Raw genomic sequence first — 11,999 nt, 5'->3', positions numbered from 1 at the left:
TCTCTTCTTGGTCATACTGTCCGCAATCAATGCTTGCTTCCGGGGCGGCGCGGTGACAGTCACAAACCCGCCGAGTCGTCTCGAAGCGGACAAGGAGCATGAATTGTCTCGCTCACCGGAGAACGTTCGCGTGCGACGCACCCGAATCCTGTTGCGGGAGGCGCTGATCGATCTCATCGAGGAGCACGGATTCGAACGCGTGACCGTCGGGCAGATCACCGAGCGGGCCATGGTGAGCCGCGCCGCCTTCTACCGCAACTACCGCGACAAGTATCAGCTGGTCGAGCAGATCTTCGACGAGGCGGCCGCGGCCCTGACCGACGCCAGCGACAGCGATTCCGACACCGACCGACTGCGGCGGCTCGAGCTGTTCTTCGAGCACGTCGCCCAATTCACGCATCTATATCGTGCGCTGCTCGGCCCCAAGGGCAGCCGGTGGTTCGCCACCCGGATTCAGGACACGGTCACCGGGATGACGGCCACCCATCTTCCCCTCCCCACACCCGTGGACAACTTGGTCGCCACACTGTTGGGCAGCATGTTCGTGCAGACCGTCACCTGGTGGCTCACAAACAACCAACCTCTCCCCGCCCGCGACATGGCCGCCAACTACGCAAGTCTCGCCGCCGCCATCATCCAGCAGGCCGGAACCCCCGACTTCCACCCGGGCACTTCCACCCGCCCCTGACCGTGTAGTCGGCCGATGTGTTCCGGCTGTACTCACGCGCATGATTGCGCCGTTCGGCCACACGGGCGACCGACTCGGCGAGGTGGTCCACGCCCAAGACATACGGCGGCGGTTGAGCGTAGTGCGACGCTGATAACGATCCAGGACGCTGGGAACCTGTTCTCGAAATGTCCTGCAGCAGTTCAATGTCAGGCGCACCGGGCGGCGAACACGGACCTGCAGCACCACCGCCCGGCTGTCGAGCGGAACGTCGACCACGGTCCGGTGATGGTAGGCATGCAACCGTGCAGAGTCCGTTCCGCAGCCAGGGCAAGCGGCCGAACCGCCCGGAGTCCTCGCCCGCACCAGGATCCGCTCACCCTCATCGACCACATCCTCGACCACCAATGGCCATAACCCTGAAAAGGTGATGGCGGCAGGCACATTCACCTCACGCACCGAAACATCGTGCCGTCACAGACGCGCAGCCACCACCAAGAGAGGGACAGAGCCATTATCCCGACACTCGGTCTTGCCGCCATGTCGGTACCGAACAGTACTGTTCGCGCTGACGATGGATCGAGGAGTGGGCGATGACCGAATTCAGCTGGGCGCGGGTGCTCGAGGACATGCCGGAGCACCTGTTCAACTTTGTCGAGGCAGAACCGCGCGCGGGGAAAGGAATTCGGCTCCGCGACGCCGAGACCGGCTACGAGGTGGCTGTTCCGCGCCGCCGGAGACGAGGCAGAGATCAAAATTCCTGTTCCCGCCGACCACAACGTCCGGGACCGTCTTCTATCCGTGATGCGATCACATCGAAAGAACTCTGTGGCAATTTATATCGAGGCGGAATCGAGCAAGCGCGTCGTATCCGAGTTGCCCCTGTGGAACCCCGAACCGCGATGGGTCACCACGGCCGAGGAAGCCAGCGAAGGATGGACTGCGGAGGAGCTGGCGTACCCGGCCGACAGTCGAGCACGCGAGCGGGTTGCCCGGCGCCCCGAGACAGCACTGCAATGGGGCACCTACTGGCCGGACGACCCAGCGGGCCGCTCGAGGATCGCCGCCGCGGTTGTCGAGGTTCTGCGTGATGGGCTGGGAGCGACACCGGAGCGGTTGCGCTACAGCACTTTCGACTGTCACGGCCCGGTCGCGGCGCTCTATGGGATCACGCGCAAGTTGACGTCAGTAGCAGCGGATCGTCCCAGTGACCGGGGTGCGCCCAACAGATGTCTCGAATGGCGGGATTTCGTCGAGCGTTTCGAATGGGTGCTCACCACACTCCCGCAGGGCGCGCTGCTGACGATGTCGGCGCCGGGCCCGGACCGCGACAAATGTTTCAACCAGTTCATCAACCACAACTTCGCCATCGCCAATGAATCGGTCATGTGGGAATCGGCTGGACTCACTCGAGAAGAGTTTCATCAGCGGATGACGCGGCTCGGCTGCAAATGGGCACCCCAGGAAGCCTACGGCGTCGAGCACCCGGGATGGATCGGTCCGCGAGTACGCACGTGGTGGCATACGACCTTGGGCGATGTTGCTCACCGAACGGTCGCCACGTTCCGAGACGTCCTCGGCGTCGCCGGGCCGGACGAAATCACCTTCTCCTCGTGGGGACCTGGCACTATGACATACCTCGACGTCGAATTGGGACTCACTCGCAGCAATTCCTGACCAACTGCCGCCACCCCATGCATCGGGCGCCACCACTTTGCTGACCGCACGACATTCGGCATTTCAAGGCGTTCGGTCGGCGGGTTGCCGGGTGTGAGTTTGTTGTGCGAATGACTCATCTGGCTCGGCAACGGCCTGAACGTGCACTATCGCAACAGATTTGGCAGCCTGCGCTGCGGCATCGCCTGTACGTGACTGTGGTCGAGAGTTGGGGCCCCCGACCACAGTGGTCACGGCGTGCCGAGTGCGGCGATCAGCCGAAGGAGCCGGTGCTGGGCTTCGGGGTGGGGGTCGGAGTCGGGGTCGGGACGTCGGCCACGGTGACCGCTTGGGTGGTGGTCGATCCGGCTACGCCGGTGCGGCCGGAGAAGGTGGCTCCGATGTTGTACGTGCCCGCGGCGCCCGGGGTCCAGACGATCGATGCGGTGCCGTTCGCGGCGACGGGGATGTCACCGAGAACCTGGTCGCCCGCCTTGAACTGGATGGTGCCGCCCGCGGCCGCCGGGGACACGGTCGCCTGCAGGGTGACGGCCTGGTTGACCTGGGCGCCGCTCACCGTCGCGAGCGTGGTGGTCGACACGGCGTCGCTGGACACGGTGATGGCCGGGCCCTTGTCGGTGTAGTTGCCGGCGCCGAGGGAGCCGGTGTAGCTCATCGAAGTCGGCAGCGGAGTGTCGCGGGCACAGTTGACGCCCACGGTGTACTGCACCTCGAAGGTCTGGGACTTCGGCGAGATGTTCGGGTACACGGGGTATTTGATGATGCTGAAGGAGGCGCTGACCGAGTCCGGGGCCGAGGTGTCGAGCGAGACCTGGTCGCCGCCCATCTTGCCCGAGCCCGGGACCGGGGTCAGGCAGGTGGGGTGCATGTCCTTGACGGAGTAGATGTACTCGACCGGAATGCCGGTCCGCTCGAACATGGTCGTGACGGTGATAGTTTCGCCCGCGATCGGGTTGGTGTCCGAGACCGTCCGGGTGAACTTGCTGTTCCCGTCGGTCCAGGTGGTTGTTCCCGCTGCGGCCGAGGCCGTGCCGGGGATCGCCGCCACCGCGAAACCGGCCGCCACCGCGAACGCGGCCACCGAACCGGCCGTGCGCCGAATACTACTGTCCACCATCATTTCTCCCACATATGTCGGGTGTCCCTTGACGTGGTCGTCGAGGTGTTGTCGCACCCGAGTTGGGCAGCATTAGATCACGGCGAAGTGGTCGGTGGACCAGTTTCTGAAATGATCGTGAGTCAGTTTGGGAATCGACGGGCACACGGGGCATGGGGATCAACGGACCGACTGTGCTCTCGGGGTTGGTCCGAACAGCATCCACAACCACCGCATACGCGGTGAACTGCGGATCTCCGCCGAAATCGCGATCGATCGGCGGCGCTGCCTCCGTCGGGTAGCGGGCGACGATGAATGAATGTTCATCGCGCCCGAGCAAGCTCGACGCCGCCTTGCATGATGTGCCCCGCCAGTGGACTCCCTCCGATCCGCAAGGTCAGGACCAGCGCACGAAGCTCGGCATTTCAGTGCTTTGGGGGCAGTGGGACGTACACCGAGATTGTCTCGGCGAGTTGATCTTCCCCAGACGTGCGCTGGCCGGTTCGGTCAGCGCGGGGCTGCGGCCTTGGAGTACGTCCACCTTCACGACCAGGCTGGCGGATGTGCTCGAGGTGCGCCATGACAGTGCGTTCATCTGCGGTCCAGCCTCGCGGCGAGTCGAGATGTGAGCCGGTGCTACAGGAGCTGCCGCAGCAGTTCGGCTCGCCGGCCAGCGCGGCGCCGTGCACTGTCGTGCTCGTTGCCGGAACTGATCAGATCACCCATCGAGGGTGCGGATAGCTGAGCTGCTGGTCGGTCGGCTGCCTCGGTGCCGCTGGCCAGGGCGTCGAACAGCCAGTTGTGGGCCTGCCCGACAGTTACGCGAGTTCCGAGGAATAGCGCGGTCAGGGCCCAGTAACGACGAATTCGATGGTCGGCGTCGGTGGCGTCGATCAGCAATTGTTCGCGGAAACTAGGGGTATCGCGTTCACCTCGTGCGCCGGCATGGGCGTGGACGAATCGATCGAGTTCGCTGCCGCCGTGTGGCAGCACTCCTTCCATGACCAGTGCCACCACGTCCACCAAGATGTCACCCACATCGGTGTACAGGCCTCGGCGGTCGCGGATCAGCTCCGATCGACCCCGCCAGAGTTGCTGTCGCACCGCACTGTCCATTTCGGGATCAGAGACGAGAGCCGCCAATTCCGCATACGCGACAATCTCGTCGACAGACGGATCGACGGGCGGTTCCGGGATATTCCAGTACACATAGATGTCGAATTCGCGCTGCGGTATCGGTGCGAGGATGCGCCGCCAGAATCGGAGGAGACAATCGTATGCCGCGTCGCCGTCTTGTACAGCGGCCAGCAGCGCCATTCGCTCTGTCTGTTGCGTCGGGCCGGCCGCGGCGATGGCCCGCAGCGATGCCCGCCGCCAGGCCAGCGACCTGAATTCGACATCGACTCGCGCGCTTTCGGCGGCGATGGCCTCGGCGATCGACCGCTGTGCGTGAAGCACATCGGTGATCGAGCCCAGTCCGAGGCCGAGCGTGCGCAGCCGCCGGACCAGCAGCAGTCGGTCGGTCGCGGTCTGGGCATCGAACATCCGATGCCCGCCCGAACTGCGGCAGGATTCCAGAATGCCCTCGTCGCAGTAGAATCGGATCGTGCGCACCGCAATCCCGGTGCTGCGCGCCAACTCCCCGATGCTCACCAGCACGCGCGTCTGCGTGTTATCCGTCACGATCTGTTAAACCTCCACCCCGGTGGAGCTCTAGCGTAAGTCCTGGCCCTGCCTCGACCCAGTCAAGCGATTCTTCGCTGACGAGGTTCCTTCTGATGTTGGTGAAAGTCTGGTTGCCTATGGCCGTACATCTGCAATAGTGGATTCGACTGAGCCGCAGTCGGTCTCATGGCTATGCGAACGGTTCGCGTGCCTCACCGACGACGAACCCGAACTCGCGAGCCCGAGATGTGGAACATCGATGTTCGTCGCACTTGGCAGAAACGAATCCTTCCCCTGCACAGTTGATTACGGAACTCGGCAACCAAGAGAGCACCCCCTTGGCTCCAACGCTACGCACCGCACCACGTTCCGACGGCACCCCGCGCTGGCCGGTTCGGTCAGCGCGATATGCGGCACGAGAGTGCATTGACTGCGGCCACAGTGATCGCGAAGGCCGGGGGCCTGCCCTCGATAGCGGCATCCTGGCCGACAGCTCCTATCGTCTACCGCTGGCCCGACCGACCGGCCTCACTTCAGATGCCGGGCGAAGAACCGGCTTCCTTCATCCGCCTCGGACGCCGGGATGCCGGTGTGCCCGCCCATACGGCGAGTCCCGAGGTCTCATCGCCTTGGCATGTCGTCTTCGAGACCGTGAACGCCGAGGTCTGGTTTGTTGGCGTCGGCGTTGTGGGATTCGCGACCTGCCAGGCGCATCGACGCTGCGCCTGCCAGCAACGACAGCGCCCCTACATAGAGCAAACGGACTCCCAACACGAACGGCTGGAATGCCAAGGGCATCAGCGGAATAAACGACAAGGTCAACACGGCGACCAGTCCGGCCGCCAGCCAGAACCGCCTCGGTGCGCGCCGGGTGGGCGGTGGGTCACCGTGCCAGGCTCGCAGTAGTCCGTGCCGGCCGATGTAGTAGAACAACCCGACCGCGAGTGCCCCACCGCCCAGGGTCGATGTCTGCTGCAGCAGGTACCACCAGGGCCTGCCGAGCGGACCTGGCTGCAACAGCACGGGAAATCTGGCTACTCCCCAGCCATGCCCGCCGGCCGGATCATGGGTGAACCCGTCCCAGAAGATATGAGTGAACGCACCGATCAGAATCGAGTATCCCGTGACATACCACCGATATCGCACGGCACCGAGTACGCCATAGGCGGGCAGATCGAACGACCCCAGCCGTGGCAGATGTGCGGCAATCTGCGCGGCACCCCAACGGATCACGACCGTTGCGACGATTCCCATGGGTAGACACCACCACAGCAACGCCGGTAGTGCATGCGTCTCCGGCATCGAAAAGAACCCTGCCACCGGATAGGAGGCATCGGGAACCGCTGAGCCGACCACCAACGCGACACCATCCAGATGACGAGGCCACCGGATTTTCAACGGGAGCACTGCGAACGCATGCGACGGAAAGGTGAGCGGCACGGCCAAGTGTATCCACTGTCGTTTCAACCCGTTCGGGGACGCGTCCACGAATGCCGTCGTACCTGCGCATCGGCGCGTCCGAGATCGCTTCCACGCCCATGCAACACCCGAACTCTGCTCCTCCGAGACCGGTGGTGGGGCTGGGCTCGATCCAGGCCAGGATCAGTGTGCGGCGCTCCGGGGGAGTCGCCCGAGCTCAAAGGCTCGGCATTCGACATGTTTTGGCGCTACCTCCGGGTGACTCGAAAGTCATGAGTCGCGCGTCGGGAGGCAACGCACACACCGTTCGGCGAACACATGACATTCGGTGTGATGGTGCGTTCGTCTGCGGGTGCCGCGGCCGCTTCGAATCGCGTGATGAGCATGGCCACCGGCCCATTCGGTGACCGATACGAAGGCACAGGTGCAGGTCATAGTGCTTCGGTGTGGGCGGCTATCGGCCGAATGACGAAATACAGTCGTTTCCTGGCGGCTACATCGCGGTGCGAGGACGGCGGTAGGTTGCCAGGGTCACGGTGCCCGAGTCGTCGGGCGCAGATTCACCACGGAGGATTCAATGAAGTTGCGTATTGCCGGAGTTCTGGGCGCTGCCGCGGTGGCCGGGATGGTGGCGGTCCTCGTCCAGGGAACCGCCGGTGCGGCGACCGGCACGCTGGTCTCCAACGGTCGGGTCCTGGTCAATCCGACCGGGTGCGTCCGCATCCTGCTCACCGACCTGAGCACCACGGTGGTGTCCAACGGCACCGACCAGGATGCCACCTTCTACGCCAGCATCGACTGCTCGGGCGATCCCATCGGCACCGTGGCCGCCGGCACCGATGGCACGCCCCCGATGGCCGGCAGCTTCATGATCAACTGATCCCACCGGCCCGGCGCATCGCGCCGGGCCGCGGCCATCGCATCACACCGGCGAAACCCTCGCCCGTTCGCCACATCCCAAGACTGGCCCTTGAATCTGCACTAGGACAGCAGAATTAACGGGAAGCGGACCGATCGGTGGGGGGTAGTGAGCCCGATTCGGGCAGTCGTACAGAACTCACCATGTCCGTGTGTTAGTCGGCCGGTTCCGTGGCCGCTTCGAACCACGCGAATCGCCATTAGAGTTTCGCGCGGCCAGGCCTGCCGCGCGGCGTCGGTGGCGGATCAGCGTTCGCGAATTGATGGAAGTGAACGGTGGTGCTGTGCTTGTGCATCGGCGACATCGGTGGGGTGAGCCAACGCGTTATACACCCAGTCGTGGGCTCGTCCGACACTGACACGAGTTCCGAAGAACCGTGCTGTCAGAGCCCAGTAACGATGAACCCGGTGGTCGGAATCGGTTGCGTCGATCAATAATTGCTCGCGGAAGCGCGGGGAATCACGTTCCCCTCGCGCGTGAGCGTGGGCGTTGACGAATCGATCAAGTTCGCTTCCGGCGTGCGGTCGCACGCCTTCCGATACAAGTGGCACAACGTCCGTCAACACGTCGCCTACTTCGACGTACAATCCGTGATCGTCGCGGATCAGCTCCGGCTGACTTCGCCAGTATTGCTGTCGCACAACATTGTTCATATCGGGATCAGCGACGATAGCCGCCAGCTCGGCATACGCGACGACCTCGTCGATGGACGGATCGGCCGGTGGCTCCGGGACATTCCAGCCCACCCACCTGTCGATCTCATGCCGGGGTATGGGTGCGAGGATTCGCCGCCAGAACCGTACGAGGCAATCGTGTACCGCACCACCGTCCTGCGCGGCGGCCAGCAAGGCGAGCCGCTCGGCCCGCTGCGCCGGCGCAACCGTCTCGATGGCCCGCAGTGATGCCCGCCGCCATGCCACTGACCTGAATTCGATATCGAGCCGCGCACTTTCGGCAGCGATGACCTCTGTCATCGACCGCTCTTCTCGCAGCACATCGATGATCGAGCTCAGCCCGATACCCAGCGCACGCAACCGCCGCACCAATCGCAGTCGTTCGGTGGCGCTGTCGGCGTCGAACATCCGATGCCCGCCTGCGCTGCGCTGGGATTCCAGAATTCCTTCGTCGCAGTAGAACCGGATCGTTCGCACCGCGAACCCGGTGCTGCGCGCCAACTCCCCGATGCTCACCAGCACACCGGATCGTGTGCCGTCCGTCACAACCTATTGAACCTCCACCCCACTGGAGCTCTTAGCGTACTGACACTGCCGTCCGCCGCCGACAGCCGAAACAGCGGTCGCGGAGGACGGTGGAGACCTACGTATACGTCGTCACACCGAGGAGGGTGTTTCGTGGCTGCCACGAAAGAAGAAATCGTCGCCGGCATCGCGGAGATCGTCGAGGAGGTGACCGGTATCGACGCCGCCGAGGTGGTGATCGAGAAGTCTTTCGTCGACGATCTGGACATCGACTCGTTGTCGCTGGTGGAGATCGCCGTACAACTCGAGGATAAATACAGCGTGAAGGTCCCCGACGAGGATCTTGCGAGCCTGAGAACCGTCGGCGACGCGGTTGCCTACGTCCAGAAGATGGAGGCCGAGAAGCCGCGGCTCGCGGCGGAGATGGAAGCGAAATACAAGGAAGGCCAGGCCAATTGAGCAGCTCGGGGCGGTCTCGTGCCTCGGTGAGGTGGTGAGCCGATGATCGCTGATCCGCGGTTGAATCCCGCCGCAGTCGAGCTCGGCAGCTTCTTCCGACCGCCACCCGACGCTGTATGGCGCGCGTTGACAGAGCCGGATCTGCTGGAGCGGTGGCTGCTTCGACCGACCGGGTTCGCCGCCTCGGTCGGAACCCACTTTCGATTCATCATCCCGGACTCATCGATCAACGAGATCATCTGCGAGGTGCTGGCAGCCCGGCGGTGCAAGCAGTTGACGTACAGCTGGATGTATCCGCGGGCCGAGTATCCCGCCCGGTGGATTGTCGACTGGACGCTGCAGCCGCAGGGTCGTGGTACACGACTTCTGCTGACGCAGACAGGATTCGACATCGAAGATCGTCGACAGAAAATGGTACGCAACGCGATGGAGCGCAGTTGGAAGCGCCTCGTTCTGCCGCGACTCGGCGAGGCGATCCACCACTGACCTGAGTCGAGTCGGACGTGAAGATTCTGCCGCCGCATGGTCTTGGGAGATCTTCGGCCTGCGCCGGCGGGCTTCGGTGCGGGCGGGCCGGCGACAGATCGCCTGTCCGGCCCGGCTCAACGGTGGCGTTATGCGCGATCTCCCGGCGGATCGCGCCGGGTGCATTCCCAATTCGTTTGTGGCCGTGTGGATTCCGACCTTTCCCACTACCGGTCGGCGATGTGAATGCGCTCGTCCTCGCACAGATACCGTGGCCTGAATACCACAGGGTGCCGCCCGCTCGATACGAGCGGGCGGCACGGTCCGGCAGAAGACCACACGGCTGAAACAGGCGCGGGCGTGGTTCGGTCGCCACTGAGGGAGATGGAGCCGCGCGACGCGGACCCGGTATCTGGAGCTCTGACATTGCGGCATGAATACATCCGACGTGGCGAGCAATCGGTTTGCGAGCGGTTCCGGGGTAAGCACGGTAGGTAAATTCGGTTGTCCGATTCGGACCGGCCGAATGTACTGCGGGTATGACGATTTCATCTCCCACCGTGCGTGCCGCCGACCCGGTCGATCTGGCCGCCGTGTCAGCGTTGGCCGTCGCGTTCTACACAGAGGACGGTTTCGCCATCGACGAGCAGGAGTTGGGCAACAACCTCGCGACGTTGCTCGCATCGCCCGCGGCGCGAGTCGCCGTGGCGGATTCAGGGGATCGGTTACTCGGCTACGCCGTCACCACCACCGGCTTCGGTCTGGAAAACGGGCTGATCGCCGTACTCGACGATCTGTTCGTGGTGCCGACGGCACGGCAGTGCGGGCTGGCAGGTCGACTCATCGAGGACAGCTCCGAGTGGGCGCGCGAGCGAGGTTGCCCGTGTCTGGAGTTGGTCGTAGCACCGAACGGTCGCGATGTGGGGCATCTGTTCGCTTATTACCTCGCACGCGGTTTCCACGACGACGGCCGTCGCCTGCTCAGCAAGCGGCTCTGATTCGACGGGCGATCCAGAAGCCCATCGCAATCTCCCCTGAACCGGACCCTGGAACGTTCCGACATTCCGCCGGGGGATTTTCGTGGTTCTACCGGTTCGTCAGCATTTCCAGATGCCGCTGTCGATGAAGTCGGTCCAGACGTCGGCCGGGAACTCGAGGATCGGACCGCGGCCGTTGTCCTTCGTGTCTCGGACCAGCGTGGCGGCTGCCGTGTGACAGACCTCGACACAGGCGTTCCCCCCATCGGACCTGCTCGACTTGTACCACATGCCTTTTGGCGGATTCTTCACGCCGCATACTCCTTCGCTGTCTGCACCAGCAGGTCTTTGGTGCCGGCTTCTGTCAACGCTACCGCTTCGAGAGCGGCGATCGCCTCGTCGTACTTCGTCACGACGTCTTCCCGCTCGTGGTAGCCGATACTGAAGGCGCCTTCGACATATACGACCGGCGCCTTCGTCAGACCGCTCACACCAGGCGCGAACTCGAGGCGTGTGAAGGGTTGGATCGTCAGCCCTCGATGCGACGCGACCCCGAAGTCGATGAGGCGGATGCTGACGTTCTCGCGCTCGCTCATATCGGCCAACCACCGCAGTTGCGCTGACATGACGGCCGTGCCGCCGACCAGATTCCGGAGTACTGCGGCCGACATCAGTACGCGGACGCGAAAATCCTTCTCGTTCAGTCGGTTCTGTCGCAGCGCCGTGAGCTCGAGGCGGCGCTCAACGTTCACGGCCGACAGCCCCGGGTTGTCGATGAGGACGATCACGCGCCGATAGTCCGGCCCCTGCAGCAAGCCCGGAACGATCGTCGGGTGGTAGGCGACCATGCTGATTGCGAGTTCCTCGAGTCGCAGGAATTTCGAGAAGTTAGGTGCGACCTGGTCTGTGTACTCGGTCCAGAACCCTTTCGCACCACCCTCTGCCCGCGCGACCTTTTCCTGCCGCTTGATATCCGCCCACAGCGTCAGCGCCTCTTCCCGCTCACAGTCGGTGGCGTCGTAGAACCAGAGCAGGCTTTCGATCTGTGGTGTGGTGAGCTTCGTCGGCGTCCCGTCTTCCAGTCGTCCGATGACGAAGCGAGAGACCTCACCCAAGTGCAGCCCGGCGACGGTCGTGTTCTTGTTGGCACGCTTGCGGAGTCGTTGCATGAAATTACCGAAATCCAGCCGGGAAACGGATGTCTTCGCAGATCCGACCACTTCGTTAGCCTCACAATCAAGGTGAATGTTCGTCGCGCACACGTGCTTTCTGCACATCTATCTTATTCCGCGAACTGAGCACCGCGCTCGGTTCGCAGACAATATTTTGGTATCCACCAACACGACAACACCCAGCGACACAAGCAGTCAGCACCTGGCGACGACACCAGATCAGCCGCGCCGGGGAATTCATCAGAAAGCAACTAGGAGTCGCAATGCCGTGGGATGCTTGGGCT

12 protein-coding genes and 1 pseudogene are annotated in these 11,999 nt (G+C 63.6%); 6 read left to right on the top strand and 7 right to left on the bottom strand.

Features of this window, described 5'->3' with window-relative positions:
* Nucleotides 1-103 precede the first annotated feature (103 nt).
* Nucleotides 104-688, top strand: coding sequence for a TetR/AcrR family transcriptional regulator (locus GLP40_RS11355; RefSeq protein WP_154787865.1), 585 nt, complete (start codon nucleotides 104-106; stop codon nucleotides 686-688).
* Nucleotides 689-901: 213 nt separating this feature from the next.
* Here the strand turns inward: GLP40_RS11355 and GLP40_RS35055 are convergent.
* A pseudogene (locus GLP40_RS35055) lies at nucleotides 902-1,033 on the bottom strand (transposase family protein); the annotation flags it as partial.
* 438 nt (nucleotides 1,034-1,471) lie between these two features.
* On the opposite strand from GLP40_RS35055, the gene GLP40_RS11345 reads away from it, so the two are divergent.
* Nucleotides 1,472-2,344: a TY-Chap domain-containing protein gene (locus GLP40_RS11345; protein ID WP_154787864.1), complete on the top strand. Its 873-nt coding sequence runs from the start codon at nucleotides 1,472-1,474 to the stop codon at nucleotides 2,342-2,344.
* 253 nt (nucleotides 2,345-2,597) lie between these two features.
* On the opposite strand, the gene GLP40_RS11340 is transcribed toward GLP40_RS11345, so the two are convergent.
* The 3 genes from GLP40_RS11340 to GLP40_RS11330 all read right to left on the bottom strand — a co-directional run bounded on the left by GLP40_RS11340 (nucleotide 2,598) and on the right by GLP40_RS11330 (nucleotide 6,545).
* Nucleotides 2,598-3,461: an Ig-like domain-containing protein gene (locus GLP40_RS11340; protein ID WP_196054627.1), complete on the bottom strand. Its 864-nt coding sequence runs from the start codon at nucleotides 3,459-3,461 to the stop codon at nucleotides 2,598-2,600.
* 615 nt (nucleotides 3,462-4,076) lie between these two features.
* Nucleotides 4,077-5,123: a MerR family transcriptional regulator gene (locus tag GLP40_RS11335; RefSeq protein WP_154787862.1), complete on the bottom strand. Its 1,047-nt coding sequence runs from the start codon at nucleotides 5,121-5,123 to the stop codon at nucleotides 4,077-4,079.
* A 603-nt stretch (nucleotides 5,124-5,726) separates the two neighbouring features.
* Nucleotides 5,727-6,545, bottom strand: coding sequence for a DUF4184 family protein (locus GLP40_RS11330; RefSeq protein ID WP_328290097.1), 819 nt, complete (start codon nucleotides 6,543-6,545; stop codon nucleotides 5,727-5,729).
* A gap of 556 nt (nucleotides 6,546-7,101) precedes the next feature.
* On the opposite strand from GLP40_RS11330, the gene GLP40_RS11325 reads away from it, so the two are divergent.
* Nucleotides 7,102-7,404 carry a hypothetical protein gene (locus GLP40_RS11325; RefSeq protein WP_154787860.1) on the top strand — a complete coding sequence of 101 codons (303 nt, stop codon included), beginning with the start codon at nucleotides 7,102-7,104 and terminating at the stop codon, nucleotides 7,402-7,404.
* Nucleotides 7,405-7,688: 284 nt separating this feature from the next.
* Here the strand turns inward: GLP40_RS11325 and GLP40_RS11320 are convergent, their stop codons facing one another.
* Entirely contained in the window at nucleotides 7,689-8,618 is a 930-nt protein-coding gene (locus GLP40_RS11320; RefSeq protein ID WP_196054625.1) for a MerR family transcriptional regulator, read from the bottom strand.
* 177 nt (nucleotides 8,619-8,795) lie between these two features.
* On the opposite strand from GLP40_RS11320, the gene acpM reads away from it, so the two are divergent.
* From acpM to GLP40_RS11305, 3 genes are all read left to right on the top strand, one after another.
* Nucleotides 8,796-9,101 (top strand): meromycolate extension acyl carrier protein AcpM, encoded by a 306-nt coding sequence (acpM, locus tag GLP40_RS11315; protein ID WP_328290010.1) that lies wholly within the window; start codon nucleotides 8,796-8,798, stop codon nucleotides 9,099-9,101.
* Nucleotides 9,102-9,143: 42 nt separating this feature from the next.
* On the top strand, nucleotides 9,144-9,587 hold the full coding sequence (locus GLP40_RS11310) for an SRPBCC family protein (protein ID WP_154787858.1): 444 nt from the start codon (nucleotides 9,144-9,146) through the stop codon (nucleotides 9,585-9,587).
* Nucleotides 9,588-10,105: 518 nt separating this feature from the next.
* Complete coding sequence (locus GLP40_RS11305; protein WP_154787857.1) at nucleotides 10,106-10,564, top strand: GNAT family N-acetyltransferase; 459 nt, start codon at nucleotides 10,106-10,108, stop codon at nucleotides 10,562-10,564.
* Between the two features lie 99 nt (nucleotides 10,565-10,663).
* On the opposite strand, the gene GLP40_RS11300 is transcribed toward GLP40_RS11305, so the two are convergent.
* Together GLP40_RS11300 and GLP40_RS34420 are read right to left on the bottom strand one after the other, a co-directional pair.
* The gene (locus GLP40_RS11300; protein ID WP_328290009.1) at nucleotides 10,664-10,855 is read right to left on the bottom strand and encodes a DUF397 domain-containing protein; all 192 of its coding nucleotides are present in this window, start codon (nucleotides 10,853-10,855) and stop codon (nucleotides 10,664-10,666) included.
* Nucleotides 10,852-11,763: a helix-turn-helix domain-containing protein gene (locus GLP40_RS34420; RefSeq protein WP_154787856.1), complete on the bottom strand. Its 912-nt coding sequence runs from the start codon at nucleotides 11,761-11,763 to the stop codon at nucleotides 10,852-10,854. Before GLP40_RS34420 ends, GLP40_RS11300 begins: the two co-directional genes overlap by 4 nt.
* Nucleotides 11,764-11,999: the final 236 nt, after the last annotated feature.

Origin of the sequence: Nocardia aurantiaca, assembly GCF_009708175.1 — a bacterium.
Classification (GTDB): domain Bacteria; phylum Actinomycetota; class Actinomycetes; order Mycobacteriales; family Mycobacteriaceae; genus Nocardia; species Nocardia aurantiaca.
Note: the sequence above shows the minus strand (reverse complement) of the source record. Positions and strands in the feature narration are given on the sequence as shown.

Coding starts and splice junctions, on each gene's coding strand:
- GLP40_RS11340 (WP_196054627.1), bottom strand. CDS start 3,461: ATGGTGGACAGTAGTATTCGGCGCACGGCCGGTTCGGTGGCCGCGTTC.
- GLP40_RS11305 (WP_154787857.1), top strand. CDS start 10,106: ATGACGATTTCATCTCCCACCGTGCGTGCCGCCGACCCGGTCGATCTG.
- GLP40_RS11310 (WP_154787858.1), top strand. CDS start 9,144: ATGATCGCTGATCCGCGGTTGAATCCCGCCGCAGTCGAGCTCGGCAGC.
- GLP40_RS11325 (WP_154787860.1), top strand. CDS start 7,102: ATGAAGTTGCGTATTGCCGGAGTTCTGGGCGCTGCCGCGGTGGCCGGG.
- GLP40_RS11345 (WP_154787864.1), top strand. CDS start 1,472: ATGCGATCACATCGAAAGAACTCTGTGGCAATTTATATCGAGGCGGAA.